We start from the raw sequence: 18,829 nt of genomic DNA on the forward strand, positions 1-18,829 counted from the left end.
CATTGTTTAAACAAAAATAAGGATGAAGATTAGCGATAAAGGTATTTACATAGATGGTATTGATAAAAAGATACTACGTGCATTAATGGAAGATGCCAGAACACCAATCTTAGAAATTGCTCGTGGTGTTGGTATTTCTGGAGCTGCAATTCATCAACGTCTTAAAAAATTAGAAAAATCAGGACTTTTAGCTGGTTCAAAATTTGTAATTAACCCTAAAGTTTTAGGCTATACCACGATGGCCTTTGTTGGAGTGTATTTAGACAAAGCCGTAAGTAATCCTGAAGCTGTAAAACAGCTACAAAATATCCCAGAAGTTATAGAATGTCACTACACAACAGGGCATTGGAGCATTTTCTTAAAAATCTTATCGAAGGATAATGAGCATTTAATGCATGTGCTCAATTCCGAAATACAAAGCATAAAAGGTGTATCTCGCACGGAAACCTTTATCTCCTTACAAGAGCAGATAAATCGGCAAATTAAAATTTAGCAAAAAAAGCCCTGAAGAATCAGGGCTTCTCATTTCAGTTTGTAATATTAATCTCTTCCTCCAAATACTTGAAGTCCCCAATATAGCAACGATGCTAATGCACCAATTGCAGCCACTAAATAGGTTCTTGCAGCCCATTTAAGTGCGTCTTCTGAGCCTTTATACTCCTCTGGAGTTACCATATTCTTTCCTTTTAACCATGCTAAGGCTCTATTACTGGCATCGTATTCTACAGGCAAAGTAATAAAGCTAAATAAGGTTGCAAACCCCATAAAAACTAGGCCTACAACTGCTACCCAATAACCTAATCCTACACCTGCTGCTGCACCTAAAATAAGTCCTCCAATAACCAACCATTGAGACATACCAGATGTCACACTTACAATTGGCACCAATGCAGAACGCATTCCTAATGCACTATAAGCTTGTGCGTGTTGCACTGCATGACCACACTCATGTGCAGCAACTGCAGCAGCGGCAGCATTACGTTGGTTATAAACCGCTTCACTTAGATTTACAGTTTTGTTTTTGGGATTATAATGATCAGTCAATTGACCTGGTGTAGAAATCACCTCAACATCAAAAATGCCATTATCAGCCAGCATTTTTTCTGCTATCTCTTGTCCACTCATTCCGTTTCTTAATTGAACTTTAGAGTATTTGGCAAATTTCTTCTTCAATTGATTACTTACTAACCAACTGACTAAAGCTATCGCTCCAATTAATATATAGTATCCTGTTAATCCAGCCATAATTGTAAATTTTTTATCTAGTAAATTTACTAATTGTACAGCAAAGAATAAGCCAAATTTGAGTTAAGAAATTTTGTCAGGTTAACTGACGATTCAAATAATTTTACATGGCATCAACCGACCAATTAAAAGCTTCAGCTATTTCTTCATAAACGATTTTACCATTAATTATATTAAGCCCTTTTCTTAAGGATTCATCTTTAGTACAAGCCACTTCCCAACCTTGATTTGCTAATCTTAAAACGTAAGGCAATGTAACGTTTGTTAATGCTAAAGTTGAAGTATAAGGTACAGCTCCTGGCATATTCGCTACGCAATAATGAACAACATCATCTATGATATAAGTTGGATCTTCATGTGTTGTAGCTTTAGTCGTTTCTATACAACCGCCTTGGTCTACAGCAACATCAACGATGACCGTTCCAGGATGCATATCTTTAAGCATATCTCTGGTAATTAGTTTAGGAGCTTTTGCTCCTTTAATTAATACTCCTCCAACAATTAGGTCATGATCTTTAATTCTTTTTCTAATATTGAATTCACTAGAAAATTCGGTTACAACATGTTTAGGCATTATATCATTCACATAACGTAATTGCTTCATATTAATATCCATAATGGTGACATGCGCACCAAGGCCTGCAGCCATTTTAGCAGCTTGAATACCAACTGTTCCTGCACCTAGCACCAATACTTTTCCGGGAGGAACTCCAGGCACACCACCAAGAAGGACTCCTTTTCCTTTAATTGGTTTTTCTAAATATTTAGCTCCTTGTTGAATTGCCATACGTCCGGCAACTTCAGACATTGGTGTTAATAATGGCAATGTCCCATCTTTATCCTCCACAGTTTCGTAAGCTATACAAACAGCCTTACTCTTAAGCATTGCTTTTGTTAGCGGTTCACTTGATGCGAAATGAAAATAGGTAAATACAACGTGATGCGATTTAATTAACGGATATTCTTCTGCAATTGGTTCTTTAACTTTTACAATCATGTCAGCAGATGCATAAACCTCTTCGATAGTATCTAATATAGTTGCACCTACTTCTATATAGTCCTTATCAAAAAAGCCACTACCAAAGCCAGCTTCTTTTTGGACATATACCGTATGATTGTTTTTTATAAGTTCAAAAACACCTGCAGGTGTCATTCCAACTCTACTTTCGTTGTTTTTAATCTCTTTTGGGACTCCAATTTTCATAGTTTAATAATTTGTATTAATAGCTATGTGAATTACCATTAAATTATCAAAGTATCCAAATTTGACTATTCATTTGAGGGCATTTTTACGGAATTATTATTTTGAAGACTTTATTTTATGAAATTGATAATATTCATCTCATTTTCAAACAAATACGACAATAGACCAACGAGATAATTTATCGGTAAACTGAATCCAGAGGTTGATTCATAATAAAATGACAACAGTATTAGTCTGTCGCTAGCGTAACATCTTCAACTATTTCTTCTCTGAAGATGACAAGCAACTTTTCGCGCTTGGAATTAAAAAAACTAGGTGGTACACCTAAACTATAAGCAAAAACTTCATTCTCATTATCTGAACTTAAGTTTGGATAGCCTAACATAAGTATGACATCATCTTTTGATTTTCCTATTAGAACTTGAGATTCCATAAGGTTATCTACCATTTTATAACGCTGAGTCAGATTGGCACTCCATTGCTCTTTATCAAAGCGTTCTTCAAACACCCAAATCAGTGATAGACTTATGAAAACAGCTAAAAAGAAAACCAACAGGATTTTATCAAATCTTTTTAGCGTCAGTTTCATAATATTATCCTACTATATTAACAATCTTACCAGGCACTACAATCACTTTTTTAGGCGTACGTCCTTGTAATTGTTCTTGTGTTTTGTCGTTGGCCAAAACCGCAGCTTCTATATCATCCTTACTCATATCTAATGGTAATTCCATAGTAAAACGCATTTTACCATTAAATGAGATGGGATAATTTTTTGAACTCTCTATCAAGTGTTTATCGTCAAATTTTAGAAATGGTTCTGTGGAAATTGATTCTGAATGGCCAAGTCTTTCCCATAATTCTTCAGCAATATGTGGTGCATAAGGTGATATAAGAACTAGTAAAGGCTCTAGAATTGCTTTACTTCTACACTTTTGAGCAGTTAACTCATTAACCGCAATCATAAAAGTGGACACTGAAGTATTGAAAGAAAAATTCTCGATGTCTTCTTCTACCTTCTTTATGGTTTTATGTAGTGTCTTTAAGTTGTCTTTTGTTGGCTCTGGATCATTTACATTTAAACCCTCTTGACCTACATAAAGTTTCCAAAGTTTTTTAAGGAAGCTATGGACACCAGTAATACCAGCCGTATTCCAAGGTTTGTATTGCTCTAATGGTCCTAAAAACATTTCGTATAGTCTTAAACTATCTGCGCCATAATTTGCTACAATATCATCAGGATTAACGACATTGTATTTGGATTTGGACATTTTTTCGACGTCACGCTTTACTTTAAACGTTCCGTCTTTTTCAGTTATGAATTCAGCATTTTTAAATTCTGCTCTCCAGTTTTTAAACGCTTCAATATCCAATTCATCAGATGAATTCACGAAGGAAACATCTGCATGAATATTATCAACAACAAGGTTTAGTTCATATTCATCAATATTTTGCAACATCGTTTTATAACCATCTATAAGCTTTTGATATTTAGTCTTAGGTGTTACTTTCTTTGCAAAATTTTTAACAACGTCTTCATCCCAAAAGTCTGCAGATAATAAAACCTTTTCTTCTATTTCAATAGAACCAGAGTGATGTTTATCTGAATTCAACTTTCCTTTACTAAATTTAATTTGATGAACTCTCGTTACAAATGCACTTGTTCCAAGTATCATACCTTGATTAATCAACTTTTTAAAAGGTTCATCAACACCTACAAAACCTCTGTCTTTCATAAATTTTACCCAAAAACGTGAGTATAACAAGTGTCCTGTCGCATGTTCAGAACCACCAATATATAAGTCTACATTTTCCCAATAGTTGAGTGCGTCTTCACTGGCAAATTTTTCATCTCTCATCGCATCTTCCATATAGCGGAAGAAATACCAAGAACTACCTGCCCAACCTGGCATGGTATTCAACTCAAGTGGAAAAACTGTTACATTATCAATTTTGTCATTGGAGACTACAGCATTTGCATTGGTATCCCAAGCCCAGTATTCTGCGCGTCCCAAAGGTGGTTCTCCTTCTTCGGTTGGTAAATATTTTTCAACTTCTGGAAGCGTCAATGGTAAGTGCTTAACATCTATCATTTGTGGCATACCATTCACATAATACACTGGGAAAGGTTCTCCCCAATAACGCTGACGTGAAAATACGGCATCACGCAAACGGTAATTGATTTTACCTTCACCTTGCCCTAGTTGCTCTAATTCGTATATCGCACTTTTGCTTGCTTTTTTATAGTTCATTCCGTTTAGGAAATCGCTATTTGCAATTTTTACATTGTCTTTTGATGCAAAAGCTTCTTCAGAAATATCAATGCCTTCAAAAATATTAGGAATCGGAATATTAAAATGCTTCGCAAAGTCATAATCGCGCTGATCACCACATGGAACTGCCATCACAGCTCCTGTTCCGTAGCTTGCTAATACGTAATCACCAATCCAAATCGGAATTGGCTCTTTCGTAAACGGATGCTCGGCGTAAGCACCAGTAAATACTCCAGAAATCGTTTTTACATCCGCCATTCGGTCGCGTTCGCTTCGTTTTGCAGTCGCTTCGACATAGGTATTAACAGCTTCTTCTTGTTCTGGTGTTGTTATTTGGGAAACATATTCATGTTCTGGTGCTAAGGTCATAAAACTAACACCGTAAATTGTATCAGGTCTTGTTGTAAAAACGTCTATCTTTTTATCATGACCGTTCACATTAAAAGTCACAGAAGCACCAACAGATTTCCCGATCCAATTACGCTGGCTTTCTTTTAGTGAATCTGTCCAGTCTATAGTCTCTAATCCTTGTAACAAACGTTCTGCATACGCAGAAATTCGCATGCTCCATTGGGTCATCTTTTTGCGAACTACAGGATGACCACCACGTTCTGAAACTCCGTTTACTATTTCGTCATTGGCTAAAACGGTTCCTAAAGCTGGACACCAGTTGACTTCTGTTTCAGCCAAATAGGTTAATCTGTATTTAAGAAGAATTTCTTGTTTTTCAATATCTGAAAATGCGTTCCATTCTTCAGCGGTAAAAGGGTCTATATTATCATCACAAGCAGCATTGACTGTTGTGTTTCCTTCAGTTTTAAATAGTTCAGTCAAAATATCGATGGACTCGGCTTTATCAGAATCATAGTTGTACCAAGATTCAAACAACTGAATAAAAATCCATTGTGTCCACTTATAATATTCAGGATTAGATGTTCGTACTTCTCTACTCCAATCAAAAGAAAACCCAATTTGGTCTAACTGCCGACGATACGTTTTGATATTCGTCTCAGTAGTGACTGCAGGATGCTGACCGGTTTGTATGGCATATTGTTCTGCAGGTAAACCAAAGCTATCATAACCTTGTGGATGCAACACATTGAAGCCTTTATGACGCTTGTAACGTGCATAAATATCAGATGCTATATATCCTAATGGGTGACCAACATGCAATCCTGCACCACTTGGGTAAGGAAACATATCCAAAACATAATATTTAGGTTTATCGCTATTATTAGACGCTTTAAAAGTTTCGTTCTTAGCCCAATGGTCTTGCCACTTTTTTTCGATTTGATTGAAATCGTACCTCATCGTTATTTTCCTTGAAATAAGGAGCAAATTTAATGGTATTACAACACAATAAAAAACTAAACGTTGTAATAGTCTGAAGAAGCAAATTCTTTTTTATTTTTACAGTATTAATCCGTTATATATGGCATCATCCTTTGACAAGTACCAAAAACGAAAACTGATATCGTCCTACATCTCTGTGGTTATTAGTATTGCTTTGGTTTTATTCCTATTAGGTTGCTTAGGATTACTGGTTATCAACTCTAAAAAAATAGCGGATCATTTTAAAGAACAAGTGGTAATGACCATTCATTTGAATGATACAGCCAAAGAAGTTGAAGTTAATCAACTCAAAAAGAGTTTAGCGATGGCTGATTATACAAAAGAAGCTAAATACGTTTCTAAAGAAGAAGCTGCTGAGTATATGAAAACTCAAAATGGTGATGACTTCATGGATTTTATGGGCTATAATCCTTTAAAAAACTCTATTGACGTATACCTGAAAGCAGATTATGTAACAACCGAACAACTCACTGAAATCACTGAGAGTCTCTCTAATAAAGCCTTTATTGAGGAAGTAAGATATGACAATGACTTGGTAGAATTAATGAACGAAAACGTTAAAAAAATTACGTTTTGGGTTTTAATAATCAGTGGTTTATTTACACTCATTGCAGTACTTTTAATTAACAGCTCTATTCGATTAGCCGTATATTCTAAGCGTTTTATTATCAAAACCATGCAAATGGTAGGTGCTACAAAAAGCTTTATTCGCAGACCATTTATCTGGAAAAGTGTTCAATTAGGAATAGTTGGTGCTTTAGTAGCTTTAGCTGGTATGGCCGTGGTCTTATATTACTTAGACCAAACCTTCCCGGAGTTGGAATTATTGAGAAACACTGTAATGATTATTGCACTTTTCGTAGGTGTATTCGTTTTAGGTATAGTTATTACGTGGATCAGTACATTTATTGCTACACAACGTTTCTTGAATCTAAAGACAGATCAGTTGTATTATTAAAAGAGGGTTTGACGTGTTTGTAATTCATAAAATAATCTTTTTTATAGTTCGTTATATTTTTAAAACAACTCATCATGAAAAACCCAGCCAAAACTTCAATCATTGTAATAGCTACATTAGTTTTACTAGTTTTTCTGTTTTTTAAAGCATGTGTGATATATCATCCTAAGCCTTCAGAGTGTGAAACGGTGACTGTAAAAATCGCGGAATTACGTGAAGGACCAACCTATGATATTCAGTTTAAAGCAGCGAACGGTCAAACCTTTTACATCAATAGAGGTATAGAGTCGGGCTTAAATTTAGATTCTCTTAACGCAAAAGTTTTAAATAAAACTGTTACTTTGCACTTACCAAAAATGATTTACGGTCCTTCTAAACATATAGCACAGCTAGCATTGAAAGACGAAGTTATTTACACGGAATTTAAAGACTGATGGGAGAACAAAAAAGAAAAAAAGACACTAAACCCGAATTTATTTTCGGTAAGAAAAATTATAAATGGTTATTTATTGGCTTAGCCTTTATCGCTATTGGATTTATTCTTATGGCTGGTGGTGGCAGTGATGATCCAAACGTATTTGACTCTTCTATCTTCAGTTGGAGACGAATTAGACTTGCTCCAACCTTGGTTTTAATAGGCTTTGGTATTCAAATTTATGCCATTCTACTTAACCCTAATAAGCATTCTAAAAAATAACATTGAATTTACATAGCTTTAAAGTGTATCTTCACTGTAATTGATACTTTTGCCTAATGGAATTTATTGATGCTATTGTTTTAGGAATAATACAAGGACTTACTGAGTTTTTGCCAGTTTCTTCCAGTGGTCATTTAGAATTAGGAAAAGCAATATTAGGCAATAATTCTTTACCACAAGAAAGTCTGCTTTTCACCGTAGTTCTTCATTTCGCAACCGCTTTGAGTACCATCGTAATCTTTAGAAAAGACGTTGCCATTATCATTAAGGGAGTCATTAAAGGAATTACAACACTGACTTGGACGGAAGAGGTTAAATTTTCTACTAAAATCATTGTATCTATGATACCAGCGGTAATCATAGGTTATAAATTTGAACATGAGTTTGAAGAGCTTTTTGGCAATAGTATCTTTTTAGTGGGTTGCATGTTAATAGTTACTGCAATTTTGCTATTTCTCGCAGATAGAGCGAAAAAGACCCATAAAAAAGTGTCATTACTTGATGGATTTATAATTGGATTAGCACAAGGTGTTGCTATGCTACCAGGTATCTCAAGATCTGGAGCTACTATATCCACTTCTGTTTTGCTTGGTATAGATAAGTCTAAAGCGGCGCGGTTCTCGTTTTTAATGGTTGTACCATTAATTTTTGGTAAAATTGCGAAAGACGTTTTAGAGGGTCAAATAGATTATACAAGCTCTAATTTTACTTATTTAAGTGTAGGGTTTATTGCAGCTTTCATTTCAGGTTTATTTGCTTGTACCTGGATGATAAAACTCGTTAAACAAAGTAAATTGACCTACTTCGCTATCTATTGCGTTGTTGTTGGTCTAACTGCAATAATTTGGAAAACGATATAATGCTTACAGGTGAAGACTATAAAAATGGCCAGGTTTTATTAATTGACAAACCTTTAAATTGGACATCTTTTCAAGCGGTCAACAAACTGCGATGGTCTATTAGACAGGCCTTTAATATTAAAAAAATTAAAGTAGGGCACGCAGGCACTTTAGATCCATTAGCTACAGGTTTACTTGTGATTTGCACAGGTAAAATGACTAAGCAAATAAACACATTTCAAGGCCAAGAAAAAGAATATACAGGCACTTTTTCATTAGGTAGCACGACTCCATCTTATGATCTCGAAACCGAAATAGACAAAACCTATCCAACTGAGCATATTACCAATGATCTGATTCGTGAAGCTACAAAGGGGTTTATTGGTACTATAGATCAGTTTCCTCCTATATTTTCTGCTATAAAAAAAGAAGGTAAACGCCTGTATGAATTCGCACGAGCTGGTGAAGCTGTTGAAATTAAGTCGAGAAAGGTAGAGATCACTGAATTTGAAATCATACAAATTAAAGATTTTAATATTAGATTTAGAGTTGTATGTAGTAAAGGCACTTATATTAGATCTCTGGCACACGACTTTGGTATAGCATTAAATTCTGGTGCTCATTTATCTGAATTACGACGAACTCGTATCGGCGAATTTAAAGTCGAAAATGCCTTAACTCCTGAAGAATTTATTAATAATCTTACACCTCAAAAGCACTAAAACTCTAGCTTTTACTTTTAGTTTAAACTATTTCCGCCTTATATTCGTATATATTGATGATGAAATAATAAAGATTCTTGAAGTTAATTGAACAACATAAAGCAGCTATATTAACATTCCTTATTGCAGGAACATTAGTCCTTGGTATGTTTAGTATTCATATTAAGCAACATCAGAAATTAATTACTGAGAGCTATTATGAACTAGAGCCAAAGGATGAGACTGAAGAGAAGCGAGAAGAACTTCAAAAAACTGAAGACCCTAATATTGCTTCAACAAACAAGGCTTTTAACGAGGATCAGGAATACAAAGAAATGATGCGTAACTTTCGTACAGTTAGCAGTGATGATTTTGAGCGTACTACGAATGCTAAGGAAGATGAAACCATTACCGACGACACGAGTGAACCAACTGACTTCAATAAATCCTATATAGATTACAAGGAATATGCTATAAATACTAAAGAATCACAATCTTATAAAAGTTTACAGGACGAATTAAAAAAACGACAGAAAAACAAAAAGCAAGCAGACGAGCATGCTAAATCCAGAAGTACGTTAACCTATTCTTTAAAAGGACGTACACTTGCTCATTACACTACTCCTAGATATCTGTGCGAAAGAGGAGGAAAGATTGTCGTAAATATCAGAGTTAATGAAATTGGTAATGTTTTCGATGCTTATATCAACGGTTCCTCTAATTCTAATAATCAGTGTTTAATAGATCATGCTATTGAATATGCCATGAGTGTTCAGTTCGATAGTTCAAACCGTGACGATCAATTAGGTACCATCACCTTTTTATTTAAGAGTAAAAACTAACTTAAAAGCTTAACTAAATCTTGAATCGTAGATTGGCCCTTATCTTTATTATAGCAACGTTGTAGATCTTCCTTAAATTCTGGTGTTAATTGCCCATGTTTTTCTTTATAGTCATTTACTAATGCTGTAGCGACTGAAGGTCTCGGTCCAAAAGTATCCAAAACCTCGTTCGTCTCATTATCTATCATAATAAGTTTAGGAATTGACTTGCCTCCATTTGTTAAAAACGCATTCATTAATGCTTCATTTTCATCTCTTAAGACAACTCTATAATCAATATTATCATTGAGCTCCGCAATTTTATTAATAACAGGCATAATATGAGCTGCATCACCACACCAACTTTCAGTAATAACTAACCATGTTGTTTTTTTACTAAATATTCGAATCTGATTTATTATGTCATCAGACACCTTAACAGTCTTGTCCCAGCGCCTCATACGTCTGTCATTTAGCATCGTATAATTAGCAAGAGCTTCTGTTTTTTCGTTGCCCGTGGTTGATTGTTTTTCAACTAATGCCGAAACTAAATCTCTATACTCGGCATAGGTTATACTTTTCTTTAAACTTGAAGCTATAATCGTATTTATCATAGGTGTATGTAAAACTTCCATGGTGTAAAATTAAGGTTATATTGCCATTTTTCAGGCAACAGTTGTTACATTAGTAGCATAAATTTTAAAAACTTACAGTGATGAATCGAAGTAGATGCGGTTGGTGTGAAGGCGATGCTTTATACGAGGTATATCACGACGAAGAATGGGGAGTTCCTGTTTATGATGATGCCACACTATTTGAATTTTTAATACTAGAAACATTTCAGGCTGGTTTAAGTTGGATCACTGTGCTTAAAAAACGAGAAAGTTTCAGAAAAGCCTTCGATAATTTTGATTATAAAAAAATCGCACTTTACCAACAGCCTAAAATTGATGAACTTTTGCAAAATGCAGGAATCATTAGAAATAAATTAAAGATTAAAGCTACTATTTCTAATGCACAAGCTTTTATGAATATACAAGAAGAATTTGGTTCATTTTCAAAATACATCTGGGCATTTGTGGATGGTCAACCCATTAAAAACAAGTTTGAAGATTATAAAAAAGCACCTGCCAATACGCCTTTAAGTGATACCATTAGTAAAAATTTAAAAAAACGCGGCTTTAAGTTTGTAGGATCTACTGTAATTTATGCACATATGCAAGCAACAGGCATGGTTAACGACCATGAAGTGACTTGCTTTAGATATAATGAAGTTTAGAGGAATTTTATAAATTCTGCTCTTGGAATGTTTCTGGCCCCAAGGCTTTCTAGATGATTGGTGTGCAGCTGACAATCTATTACTTTGTATTCTGAATTCTGAACAAAAGATATAAATCCCACTTTACTGGCATTACTTTGTTTAGCAAACATACTTTCACCACAAAACACTCCGTTTCCAATATCTATACCATATAGTCCACCAACAAGTTCATCTTTTTGCCAAACTTCGACTGACTTTGCATATCCTATTTTATAAAGTTTTATATATGATTCAACCATTTCATCTGTTATCCAAGTACCACGTTGTCCTTTGCGTTTCATAGCAGCACAGTTTTTTATCACTTCTTCAAAAGCTTTATTAGTAGTTACGGTAAACGTATGTCTTTTAAAGATCTGTTTCATACTCTTTGAAACCTTCAAATCTTGAGGAAATAACACAAAACGAGGATCTGGAGACCACCAAAGGATAGGTTCTTCATTTTCAAACCAAGGAAAAATTCCATTTTTGTAAGCATGCAATAAACGTTCTGAAGACAAGTCACCACCAACCGCCAAAAGCCCGTCTGACGTAGCTTTAGAGACATCTGGGAATTCTATTTTTTGAGTTAAAAAGTGCATATTTCAAGGCTTAAATAACATTTCTTTAACAATTTTGCTGTTAAATACAGCATTTGGTTTTGATAGTATAAGAATTTTATTGATATTTGACTTGACCTTTATGTAATAAATTTTTGTTCATCATTGCTTTTTTTTAAGTTTGTTTGTAAAGGTCAAAACCTAAAACCACAATATTAAGTCCCGACTAACCATCGGGACTTTTTTAGTTTAAATAAAAAAAACTTGCTTCATAAAAGCAAGTTTTTTTATTATTCGATATTATTTATTTCTAGAATGGTAAATCGTCATGATCGCCATCCTTTACGTCATTAACTGGCTCAAAAGCTTCTGTTGGTGGTACAGGAGGCATATCTCCACTAGCCGCTTCTGGTTGTAAGGCTTCAATTCTCCAACCTTGGATAGAATTGAAATATTTTGTCTCACCTTGTGGGTTCACCCATTCTCTGCCTCTTAGGTTTATATTAATTTTTACCTGCTGACCAACCTGGTAGTTATTTAATAAGTCTGTTTTATCTTGAACAAACTCTACCATAATATGCTGTGGGTATTGCTCTTCTGTAGTTACTACTACCTCTCTTTTTCTAAAACCGTTACTTCCAAATGTTTGTGTCTCTCCAATCACCTTAATACGTCCTTGTACTTCCATTTTTACTTAATCTAAATTTTATTTTACTATTTATTTTATGGCTACGAAAGTAATAACTTCCATGCACTTTTTACGTCTCCATAGCTCAAATAATTTTGAGCAATTTTATGTTTTTCTCTATGTGAAGCTGTTTTAATATCAGGATAACGTTCACTAATATCATCCACAAACTTATTCACTTCATTTTTGTTTGGTAGAGCCTCAACATTAGCCAGCATTCCTAAATTATTTCCCGTTAAAATCATACTATTTTTAACATGATCTGGCATATTATCTACACCTATACCCATCTTTCTTAGTGGCTTCGGTATTTCAAAAAATCCTTTTTTTGCTCTACTGTAATAACTACCTCCTGCTCTTGCTACTAAATCCAATGCTTCTTGATTAATTGTTTCATCTTCATTCAATACCTCATCAGTAATATGCAATTTAACTACTTCACAAATCACCAAATTCCCTGCTCCTCCTTCTTTTCCTAGATGCATAACGTCATTAACTTTACATTCAAACTGAATAGGAGATTCTGCTACTCTAAAAGGTTTAACCTCTTCTGATGGCAACATGGTTAATCCTGCTTTTTCAAACTCGTTAACACCTTCAGGATATTCTGTACTTGTTAATGACATTTGATGAACAATGTCATAATTCACCACATTGATGACAACTTCTTTAATTGTTTCAACATTTTCTAAGGTGTGCTTAGTTGTATTATCTCTAACACGCCTGGCAGGTGAAAATATGAGTATTGGAGGGTTAGCACTGAATACATTAAAAAAACTAAACGGTGACAAATTAGGATTGCCATCTCCATCAATTGTACTGGCAAATGCAATAGGCCTTGGCGCAACTGAACTTAAAAGGTAGCCATGTAATTTACCGGTTGAAAGATCTTTAGGATTTAATGAAATCATGTACTTCTCTGATTTTCAACAAATATAATTATATTGGTTTGCTAGTGAAAGTATTTTATCCACATTGAAGTACAATATTATTAACAGTTTTCCATTATATTTAGAAATAGAAATTGCACTAACCAATGACGTTTAGCTCAAACCGAAATGTAATCCGCTGGATTATAATATTGTCTTCATTCATAATCATCTCTCTTATTCTATGGAATACCTATGTGTTCTTTCAGAATTTTAAATTAGAAGAGCGAAATAAAATGAAGAATTGGACTTTTGCCTACCCTGAGTATTCTAAGTTTTTCTACCAGGACGATGTTGAAATGAACGAAGTTGCCGATAGAGTTGTTACTGATACTACTGTTACTATTCCAATGCTATTAGTGGATGAAAACAATAAGATTATAAATTTTAGAAATATTGACAGTAATCTTGTAGATAGTCCAAAATCAATAATTAATCTTTTAAATAATTTAATATCACAAAATGATCCGCTTGAAGTGACTTTACCAGATAATAAGCCTGGTAAATTATACTATGGAAACTCCCCTTTACTCAATAAATTAAAATATTATCCATTAGCCTTAATACTAATTATTGTTCTTTTTGCAGCAGTAGTATATTTCTTTTACCGTAGTTCTAAAAATGCAGAACAAAATAAACTTTGGACAGGTATGGCCAAAGAAACAGCGCATCAAATAGGAACTCCTTTATCTTCTCTCGTTGGTTGGACTGAGATATTAAAATCTGAAAATGTAAACCCTCAATACATTATAGAAATTGAAAAAGATATTGACAGATTACAAACCATTACAGATCGTTTTAGCAAGATCGGGTCGGCACCTACATTAGAACGCGTAGATATTGTCCAAATTACACAGCAATCTTATGATTACTTAAAATCGAGATCTTCTAAGCTAATTAATTTTGATATTGTTATTCCTGAAACAGAAATCTTTGTAAACCTTAACTCACAACTTTTTGGTTGGACTATAGAAAATCTGGTAAAAAATGCTATCGATGCCATGAAGGGAAAAGGTGATTTAAAATTAGAGCTTTCTCAAATAGAAAATCAAGTGTTTATTAATATTTCTGATACTGGAAAAGGTATTTCTAAAAACCTATATACTAAAATTTTTGAACCAGGTTACACGACAAAAAAACGTGGGTGGGGACTTGGATTGTCTTTAGCAAAACGAATTATTGAAGACTACCATAACGGCAAAATAAAAGTACTTACTTCTGAAATTAAAAAAGGCACAACTATACAAATTATGCTAAAGACGCTCTAAAAGCTATTTGAAATTAGAAGCAATTGCAGTCGCAATAGATTTAAACTCCTCTGGTTCCAACTTTTCTTTATGCGTAAAACGTGCATTTTCCATTGTGTGCAGTGGTATCAAATGCACATGTACATGAGGCACTTCTAAGCCAATAACAGACATACCGACGCGCTCGCAAGGCACAGCTTTTTCTATAGCTAATGCCACACGTCTCGAAAATTGCATCAAAGCTGTATAAGACATCTCATCTAAATCAAAGATTTTGTCAACTTCTTTTTTAGGAATACACAGTGTATGCCCTTTAGCATTAGGGTTAATATCTAAAAAAGCAAAAAAATCTTCTGTTTCAGCTACTTTGTATGATGGAATTTCACCATTAATAATTTTTGTAAAAAGTGTAGCCATAAATCAATGAATATCTCATAAAGATAAAAAGATTCCTTGAGAAAGGAATCTTTTTTATATGTTATCATTTCAAAAGCAATTCGACTATGATCAATACGACAGTGCTAATACTATTATCTCGAAATTTCTAATATATCAAATTTTATAATACCATTTGGCACTTGAATTTCAGCCGTATCGCCAACTGATTTACCCAATAGGCCTTTACCTATAGGCGAGTTAACAGAAATTTTACCTGAAGCTAAATCTGCCTCACTCTCTGCTACCAAAGTGTATGTCATTTCCATACCATTGGTTTGATTTTTAATCTTAACAATTGACAATGCTAAAACTTTAGAAGTGTCTAATTGTGACTCGTCTATTACTCGAGCATTAGCAAGGGTTTCTTCCATTTTAGAAATTTTCATTTCTAACATTCCCTGAGCCTCTTTAGCTGCATCATATTCAGCATTTTCACTCAAATCGCCTTTATCTCTTGCTTCTGCAATAGCTTGTGACGCTTTTGGTCGCTCAACATCCTTAAGCTGGTTTAACTCTTCTCTTAATTTTTTTAATCCTTCAGCTGTATAGTAAGATACTTTACTCATAATTCTTTCGTTTATTCTTTGTAATCTCTGCCTGCTATATTCAAAATATCCCGAAACAAGTTCGGGATTAAAGAAAAAATCTCGCTGTGACGAGATTACTATGCAAATATATAAAATATTTACAGTATACTTGAAATAATTGTAAATTGCCCTTTAAAATTGACTAATGAAAAAATTGTTTTCACTACTGTTTTGTGTTGTGTTCTTGTCTTGTAGTAAAGACAGCAATAATAACAATTGTAACTTCTTACTAAATGTGGGTGTTAATGCCACGGTAAACTTAAACTTACCGCAGTTTAATCAATTACAATTCCCTGTAAATGCAGTTAGGTTAGAAGGTTTTGGCAATGAAGGTATAATACTAGTTAGAGTAAACTCGTCTACACTTGTTGCATGGGACGGAGCAGACCCAAATCATGTACCATCCGCATGTTCTACACTTAGGATAGAAGGTTTAAATGGTGTATGTGATTGCGGTGATGGCAATGAATATAGTCTTGTATCTGGTCAATTGGTTAGTGATACTAATCAACCCTGCACATTAAAGCCATACAGGGTTGATTTTATTGGTGATAATACCTATGTGATTAGCAACTAAAAGTTTAAAGTCACTCCGACTAAAAAGTTTGTGGTCGCCTGAGGATAAAACCCAGATCCCTCAACAGTGGTGACACTTCCTGGATTAGAAAAATCATCATCAAACGTAAAATAATAGCCATTAGACACATACTTTTCGTTAAATATGTTATTCACTAAACCTGTAAATACCATGGATTTGAAGAATGATTTTTTCTGTGATTCCTCATTAACTTTAAAGGACAATGTATATGTAATATTAAAATCATTCACGAAATAGCTATCTAATTTTGACAACTCAGCTTCGGTATTGCTCATATATTGTTCACCAACAAACTTACTTAAAAGTGACATTTGTAGTTCTTTAATCGGTTGAAAAACTATAGCATTTGCGGCCACTAGATCTGGTGAAAATGAAATATCTGTTTTACCTAAATTTCGAGGTTCCGTTTCACCATCTCGAAATATCTTAGTTTCTTTATTTTTATTAGAGCTAATAGTCATGTTAGGTTGCAAAGTTAATTTTGGCGTCACAGGTATAATCGCTTCTAATTCTACACCTAATCGATAACTTTCTCCACTATTTGTTCTAATAGGATTACCAACATCATCTAAACGCCCAGATAACACTAACTGCTGATTGTACATCATATAATAAGCGTTGGCATTAAAGCTAAAATTGCCTTTCTTATGTCTCCAGCCTAATTCAAAATCATTTAGTTCTTCTGGTTTAATATTAGGGTTACTTTCAAAATCTGTTCTATTTGGTTCTCGGTTAGCTCTTGCATAAGAGAAATAAAAATTATTGGCATCGTTTAATTCATAACTTACACCTGCTTTAGGATTAAAAAAAGTAAATTCCTTATCTACTTCAAAATCTACCAGATCTGAAGTGTTTCCGAAGGTTTTATAGGTAACATTTCTAACCTGTAAATCTCCATATAAACTCACCTTGTCGTTTAACTGGTAGTTAGCTTTATAGAAAACTGATAAATCATTCTTTAAACTATTTCCATCGTAATAGCGATCTCTAATGTCACTTTGGCTGGCAAATTCTGCCCAAATAACTTCACCAAAGTGATCACCATCATAATGACTGTAAGAACCACCAAATATCATATCTATCTCATCATTCTTATAATTGACGCTAGCATTTACAACATAGAAGTCATTATCTAACCAACGACGACGAATTAAATCAGTCGTATTTACAGATTCACCATTAACCGTTAATTCTTCAAAACCATAGGTAGAAAAATCGTCATCCTCTCTAAACTGCTCAAAATAACCACGACCATAAGTATAGTTAAGACCCAATGTTGTTGACCAATTATTGTCATAACGCTGATTCCAATGTAATTGGTAGTGATCTTGACTGTAGTTATCTACTTCATTATCGTAAAATTGAGTATTGCCATTATCATCTGTGTATATTCCAGCAAAGTTGAAGGTTCTGTCCTCCTTTAAGGTTTCAGCATCAATACCATACCAAGATTGGTAAGTCACTTCATTTCCGCCAAAAGCAATAGCTTTTATTAAGGTATTGGTGTTTATGTAAGACGCTTGTAAAAAATAGGATTTTAAATCCGCTGATGCTCTGTCTATATAACCATCTGACGAAATGTTAGACAAGCGCCCTGCAATTTCAAAATGATCATTTAATAAACCTGTACTAAACTTAACAGTGTGCTTTCTAGTATTAAAACTTCCGAATGAATTTGAAATTTCTCCAGATGCTTCTTTTGAAACCGCATCAGTGAGTACATTTATACTCGCTCCAAACGCACCAGATCCGTTAGTCGATGTTCCTACACCACGTTGTAATTGTAAACTTTCTACGGATGACGCAAAATCACCTAGATTCACCCAAAACGTACCTAATGATTCTGCATCATTATAAGGTATTCCATTAATTGTCACATTAGTAGACTGTGGGCTAACTCCTCTAACTCTAATACCTGTATAGCCGACTCCTGCTCCTGCATCTGTTGTAGTCACTACCGAAGGCAAAAAGTTTAATAGGATTGGTATATCCTGACCTAAATTACGCTTTGCAAGCTCTTCTTTAGACACATTAGAGTGTGTGATAGGAGATTTTGCGTCTACACGAACTGATTTTACCAAGATTTCATCAAGTTTTTCTACTTTGCTTGTGTCTTGTTGTTTTTCTTGCCCATTAACAGAGCAAAGACTAAATAATAAAATAAAAAGTGTTAATTTCTGCCTAAATATCTTTGACAGATTTTTGAATAAAATTTTCATTACGACTGTAAATTATAATCGAATAAAAAGAGGTAATTATTCTTAGTTAATAATTGATTATTTGAACGATAACAAATATGATTAGAAAAATATTGCTACTACTTTGAATCCTTACATTAAAAAATAAAAATCATCAGATTCAGAAGTAAAACCAACATTGATGACCTAATCGCAC

Annotated in this window: 21 protein-coding genes; 10 read left to right on the top strand and 11 right to left on the bottom strand. The window is 34.1% G+C overall.

What is annotated here, in order from left to right:
* Positions 1 to 22 precede the first annotated feature (22 nt).
* A complete protein-coding gene (locus ACTG3Y_RS00435; RefSeq protein ID WP_439150946.1) occupies positions 23 to 493 on the top strand; it encodes an Lrp/AsnC ligand binding domain-containing protein in 471 nt (156 codons plus the stop codon).
* A 47-nt stretch (positions 494 to 540) separates the two neighbouring features.
* Here ACTG3Y_RS00435 and ACTG3Y_RS00440 read toward each other — a convergent pair whose 3' ends face one another.
* The 4 genes from ACTG3Y_RS00440 to ACTG3Y_RS00455 all read right to left on the bottom strand — a co-directional run bounded on the left by ACTG3Y_RS00440 (position 541) and on the right by ACTG3Y_RS00455 (position 6,033).
* Entirely contained in the window at positions 541 to 1,245 is a 705-nt protein-coding gene (locus ACTG3Y_RS00440; RefSeq protein WP_439150947.1) for a zinc metallopeptidase, read from the bottom strand.
* A 103-nt stretch (positions 1,246 to 1,348) separates the two neighbouring features.
* Complete coding sequence (ald, locus tag ACTG3Y_RS00445; protein WP_439150948.1) at positions 1,349 to 2,449, bottom strand: alanine dehydrogenase; 1,101 nt, start codon at positions 2,447 to 2,449, stop codon at positions 1,349 to 1,351.
* A gap of 229 nt (positions 2,450 to 2,678) precedes the next feature.
* On the bottom strand, positions 2,679 to 3,038 hold the full coding sequence (locus tag ACTG3Y_RS00450; protein WP_439150949.1) for a hypothetical protein: 360 nt from the start codon (positions 3,036 to 3,038) through the stop codon (positions 2,679 to 2,681).
* Positions 3,039 to 3,042: 4 nt separating this feature from the next.
* A complete protein-coding gene (locus ACTG3Y_RS00455) occupies positions 3,043 to 6,033 on the bottom strand; it encodes a leucine--tRNA ligase (protein ID WP_439150950.1) in 2,991 nt (996 codons plus the stop codon).
* A gap of 121 nt (positions 6,034 to 6,154) precedes the next feature.
* On the opposite strand from ACTG3Y_RS00455, the gene ACTG3Y_RS00460 reads away from it, so the two are divergent.
* The 6 genes from ACTG3Y_RS00460 (at position 6,155) to ACTG3Y_RS00485 (ending at position 10,112) form a co-directional block, all read left to right on the top strand.
* A complete protein-coding gene (locus ACTG3Y_RS00460; protein ID WP_439150951.1) occupies positions 6,155 to 7,033 on the top strand; it encodes a cell division protein FtsX in 879 nt (292 codons plus the stop codon).
* 74 nt (positions 7,034 to 7,107) lie between these two features.
* Complete coding sequence (locus ACTG3Y_RS00465) at positions 7,108 to 7,467, top strand: hypothetical protein (RefSeq protein ID WP_439150952.1); 360 nt, start codon at positions 7,108 to 7,110, stop codon at positions 7,465 to 7,467.
* On the top strand, positions 7,467 to 7,730 hold the full coding sequence (locus tag ACTG3Y_RS00470; protein ID WP_439150953.1) for a DUF3098 domain-containing protein: 264 nt from the start codon (positions 7,467 to 7,469) through the stop codon (positions 7,728 to 7,730). Before ACTG3Y_RS00465 ends, ACTG3Y_RS00470 begins: the two co-directional genes overlap by 1 nt.
* A gap of 56 nt (positions 7,731 to 7,786) precedes the next feature.
* Positions 7,787 to 8,590 carry an undecaprenyl-diphosphate phosphatase gene (locus ACTG3Y_RS00475; RefSeq protein ID WP_439150954.1) on the top strand — a complete coding sequence of 268 codons (804 nt, stop codon included), beginning with the start codon at positions 7,787 to 7,789 and terminating at the stop codon, positions 8,588 to 8,590.
* Entirely contained in the window at positions 8,590 to 9,291 is a 702-nt protein-coding gene (gene truB, locus ACTG3Y_RS00480) for a tRNA pseudouridine(55) synthase TruB (RefSeq protein WP_439151098.1), read from the top strand. Before ACTG3Y_RS00475 ends, truB begins: the two co-directional genes overlap by 1 nt.
* Before the next feature lie 77 nt (positions 9,292 to 9,368).
* The gene (locus ACTG3Y_RS00485) at positions 9,369 to 10,112 is read left to right on the top strand and encodes a hypothetical protein (protein ID WP_439150955.1); all 744 of its coding nucleotides are present in this window, start codon (positions 9,369 to 9,371) and stop codon (positions 10,110 to 10,112) included.
* On the opposite strand, the gene ACTG3Y_RS00490 is transcribed toward ACTG3Y_RS00485, so the two are convergent.
* Positions 10,109 to 10,726, bottom strand: a complete 618-nt coding sequence (locus tag ACTG3Y_RS00490) for a thioredoxin family protein (protein ID WP_439150956.1) — start codon at positions 10,724 to 10,726, stop codon at positions 10,109 to 10,111. The genes ACTG3Y_RS00485 and ACTG3Y_RS00490 overlap by 4 nt on opposite strands.
* Positions 10,727 to 10,806: 80 nt before the next feature.
* Here ACTG3Y_RS00490 and ACTG3Y_RS00495 point away from each other — a divergent pair, with 80 nt between their 5' ends.
* Positions 10,807 to 11,370: a DNA-3-methyladenine glycosylase I gene (locus tag ACTG3Y_RS00495; RefSeq protein WP_439150957.1), complete on the top strand. Its 564-nt coding sequence runs from the start codon at positions 10,807 to 10,809 to the stop codon at positions 11,368 to 11,370.
* On the opposite strand, the gene aat is transcribed toward ACTG3Y_RS00495, so the two are convergent.
* The 3 genes from aat to ACTG3Y_RS00510 form a co-directional block, all read right to left on the bottom strand.
* The gene (gene aat, locus ACTG3Y_RS00500; protein ID WP_439150958.1) at positions 11,367 to 11,990 is read right to left on the bottom strand and encodes a leucyl/phenylalanyl-tRNA--protein transferase; all 624 of its coding nucleotides are present in this window, start codon (positions 11,988 to 11,990) and stop codon (positions 11,367 to 11,369) included. The genes ACTG3Y_RS00495 and aat overlap by 4 nt on opposite strands.
* A gap of 268 nt (positions 11,991 to 12,258) precedes the next feature.
* A complete protein-coding gene (locus ACTG3Y_RS00505) occupies positions 12,259 to 12,636 on the bottom strand; it encodes a DUF3127 domain-containing protein (protein ID WP_439150959.1) in 378 nt (125 codons plus the stop codon).
* Between the two features lie 41 nt (positions 12,637 to 12,677).
* Positions 12,678 to 13,547 carry a flavin reductase family protein gene (locus tag ACTG3Y_RS00510; RefSeq protein ID WP_439150960.1) on the bottom strand — a complete coding sequence of 290 codons (870 nt, stop codon included), beginning with the start codon at positions 13,545 to 13,547 and terminating at the stop codon, positions 12,678 to 12,680.
* A gap of 125 nt (positions 13,548 to 13,672) precedes the next feature.
* Here ACTG3Y_RS00510 and ACTG3Y_RS00515 point away from each other — a divergent pair, with 125 nt between their 5' ends.
* Positions 13,673 to 14,833, top strand: coding sequence for a sensor histidine kinase (locus tag ACTG3Y_RS00515; RefSeq protein WP_439150961.1), 1,161 nt, complete (start codon positions 13,673 to 13,675; stop codon positions 14,831 to 14,833).
* A gap of 3 nt (positions 14,834 to 14,836) precedes the next feature.
* Here the strand turns inward: ACTG3Y_RS00515 and ACTG3Y_RS00520 are convergent, their stop codons facing one another.
* Both ACTG3Y_RS00520 and greA read right to left on the bottom strand, forming a co-directional pair.
* Positions 14,837 to 15,229, bottom strand: a complete 393-nt coding sequence (locus tag ACTG3Y_RS00520) for an HIT family protein (RefSeq protein ID WP_439150962.1) — start codon at positions 15,227 to 15,229, stop codon at positions 14,837 to 14,839.
* A gap of 113 nt (positions 15,230 to 15,342) precedes the next feature.
* Positions 15,343 to 15,816 carry a transcription elongation factor GreA gene (gene greA / locus ACTG3Y_RS00525; RefSeq protein WP_439150963.1) on the bottom strand — a complete coding sequence of 158 codons (474 nt, stop codon included), beginning with the start codon at positions 15,814 to 15,816 and terminating at the stop codon, positions 15,343 to 15,345.
* A gap of 166 nt (positions 15,817 to 15,982) precedes the next feature.
* Here greA and ACTG3Y_RS00530 point away from each other — a divergent pair, with 166 nt between their 5' ends.
* Positions 15,983 to 16,414: a hypothetical protein gene (locus ACTG3Y_RS00530; protein WP_439150964.1), complete on the top strand. Its 432-nt coding sequence runs from the start codon at positions 15,983 to 15,985 to the stop codon at positions 16,412 to 16,414.
* Here the strand turns inward: ACTG3Y_RS00530 and ACTG3Y_RS00535 are convergent.
* The gene (locus tag ACTG3Y_RS00535; RefSeq protein ID WP_439150965.1) at positions 16,411 to 18,654 is read right to left on the bottom strand and encodes a TonB-dependent receptor; all 2,244 of its coding nucleotides are present in this window, start codon (positions 18,652 to 18,654) and stop codon (positions 16,411 to 16,413) included. The two genes, ACTG3Y_RS00530 and ACTG3Y_RS00535, sit on opposite strands and share 4 nt — an antisense overlap.
* Positions 18,655 to 18,829: the final 175 nt, after the last annotated feature.

It is taken from the genome of Winogradskyella sp. (assembly GCF_965656915.1).
Lineage (GTDB): Bacteria > Bacteroidota > Bacteroidia > Flavobacteriales > Flavobacteriaceae > Winogradskyella.

Coding starts and splice junctions, on each gene's coding strand:
- ACTG3Y_RS00450 (WP_439150949.1), bottom strand. CDS start 3,038: ATGAAACTGACGCTAAAAAGATTTGATAAAATCCTGTTGGTTTTCTTT.
- aat (WP_439150958.1), bottom strand. CDS start 11,990: ATGCACTTTTTAACTCAAAAAATAGAATTCCCAGATGTCTCTAAAGCT.
- ACTG3Y_RS00515 (WP_439150961.1), top strand. CDS start 13,673: ATGACGTTTAGCTCAAACCGAAATGTAATCCGCTGGATTATAATATTG.
- ACTG3Y_RS00530 (WP_439150964.1), top strand. CDS start 15,983: ATGAAAAAATTGTTTTCACTACTGTTTTGTGTTGTGTTCTTGTCTTGT.
- ACTG3Y_RS00470 (WP_439150953.1), top strand. CDS start 7,467: ATGGGAGAACAAAAAAGAAAAAAAGACACTAAACCCGAATTTATTTTC.
- ACTG3Y_RS00510 (WP_439150960.1), bottom strand. CDS start 13,547: ATGATTTCATTAAATCCTAAAGATCTTTCAACCGGTAAATTACATGGC.
- ACTG3Y_RS00505 (WP_439150959.1), bottom strand. CDS start 12,636: ATGGAAGTACAAGGACGTATTAAGGTGATTGGAGAGACACAAACATTT.
- ACTG3Y_RS00435 (WP_439150946.1), top strand. CDS start 23: ATGAAGATTAGCGATAAAGGTATTTACATAGATGGTATTGATAAAAAG.
- ald (WP_439150948.1), bottom strand. CDS start 2,449: ATGAAAATTGGAGTCCCAAAAGAGATTAAAAACAACGAAAGTAGAGTT.
- ACTG3Y_RS00490 (WP_439150956.1), bottom strand. CDS start 10,726: ATGGAAGTTTTACATACACCTATGATAAATACGATTATAGCTTCAAGT.
- ACTG3Y_RS00520 (WP_439150962.1), bottom strand. CDS start 15,229: ATGGCTACACTTTTTACAAAAATTATTAATGGTGAAATTCCATCATAC.
- greA (WP_439150963.1), bottom strand. CDS start 15,816: ATGAGTAAAGTATCTTACTATACAGCTGAAGGATTAAAAAAATTAAGA.
- ACTG3Y_RS00440 (WP_439150947.1), bottom strand. CDS start 1,245: ATGGCTGGATTAACAGGATACTATATATTAATTGGAGCGATAGCTTTA.
- ACTG3Y_RS00465 (WP_439150952.1), top strand. CDS start 7,108: ATGAAAAACCCAGCCAAAACTTCAATCATTGTAATAGCTACATTAGTT.
- ACTG3Y_RS00535 (WP_439150965.1), bottom strand. CDS start 18,654: ATGAAAATTTTATTCAAAAATCTGTCAAAGATATTTAGGCAGAAATTA.
- ACTG3Y_RS00460 (WP_439150951.1), top strand. CDS start 6,155: ATGGCATCATCCTTTGACAAGTACCAAAAACGAAAACTGATATCGTCC.
- ACTG3Y_RS00455 (WP_439150950.1), bottom strand. CDS start 6,033: ATGAGGTACGATTTCAATCAAATCGAAAAAAAGTGGCAAGACCATTGG.
- truB (WP_439151098.1), top strand. CDS start 8,590: ATGCTTACAGGTGAAGACTATAAAAATGGCCAGGTTTTATTAATTGAC.
- ACTG3Y_RS00475 (WP_439150954.1), top strand. CDS start 7,787: ATGGAATTTATTGATGCTATTGTTTTAGGAATAATACAAGGACTTACT.
- ACTG3Y_RS00495 (WP_439150957.1), top strand. CDS start 10,807: ATGAATCGAAGTAGATGCGGTTGGTGTGAAGGCGATGCTTTATACGAG.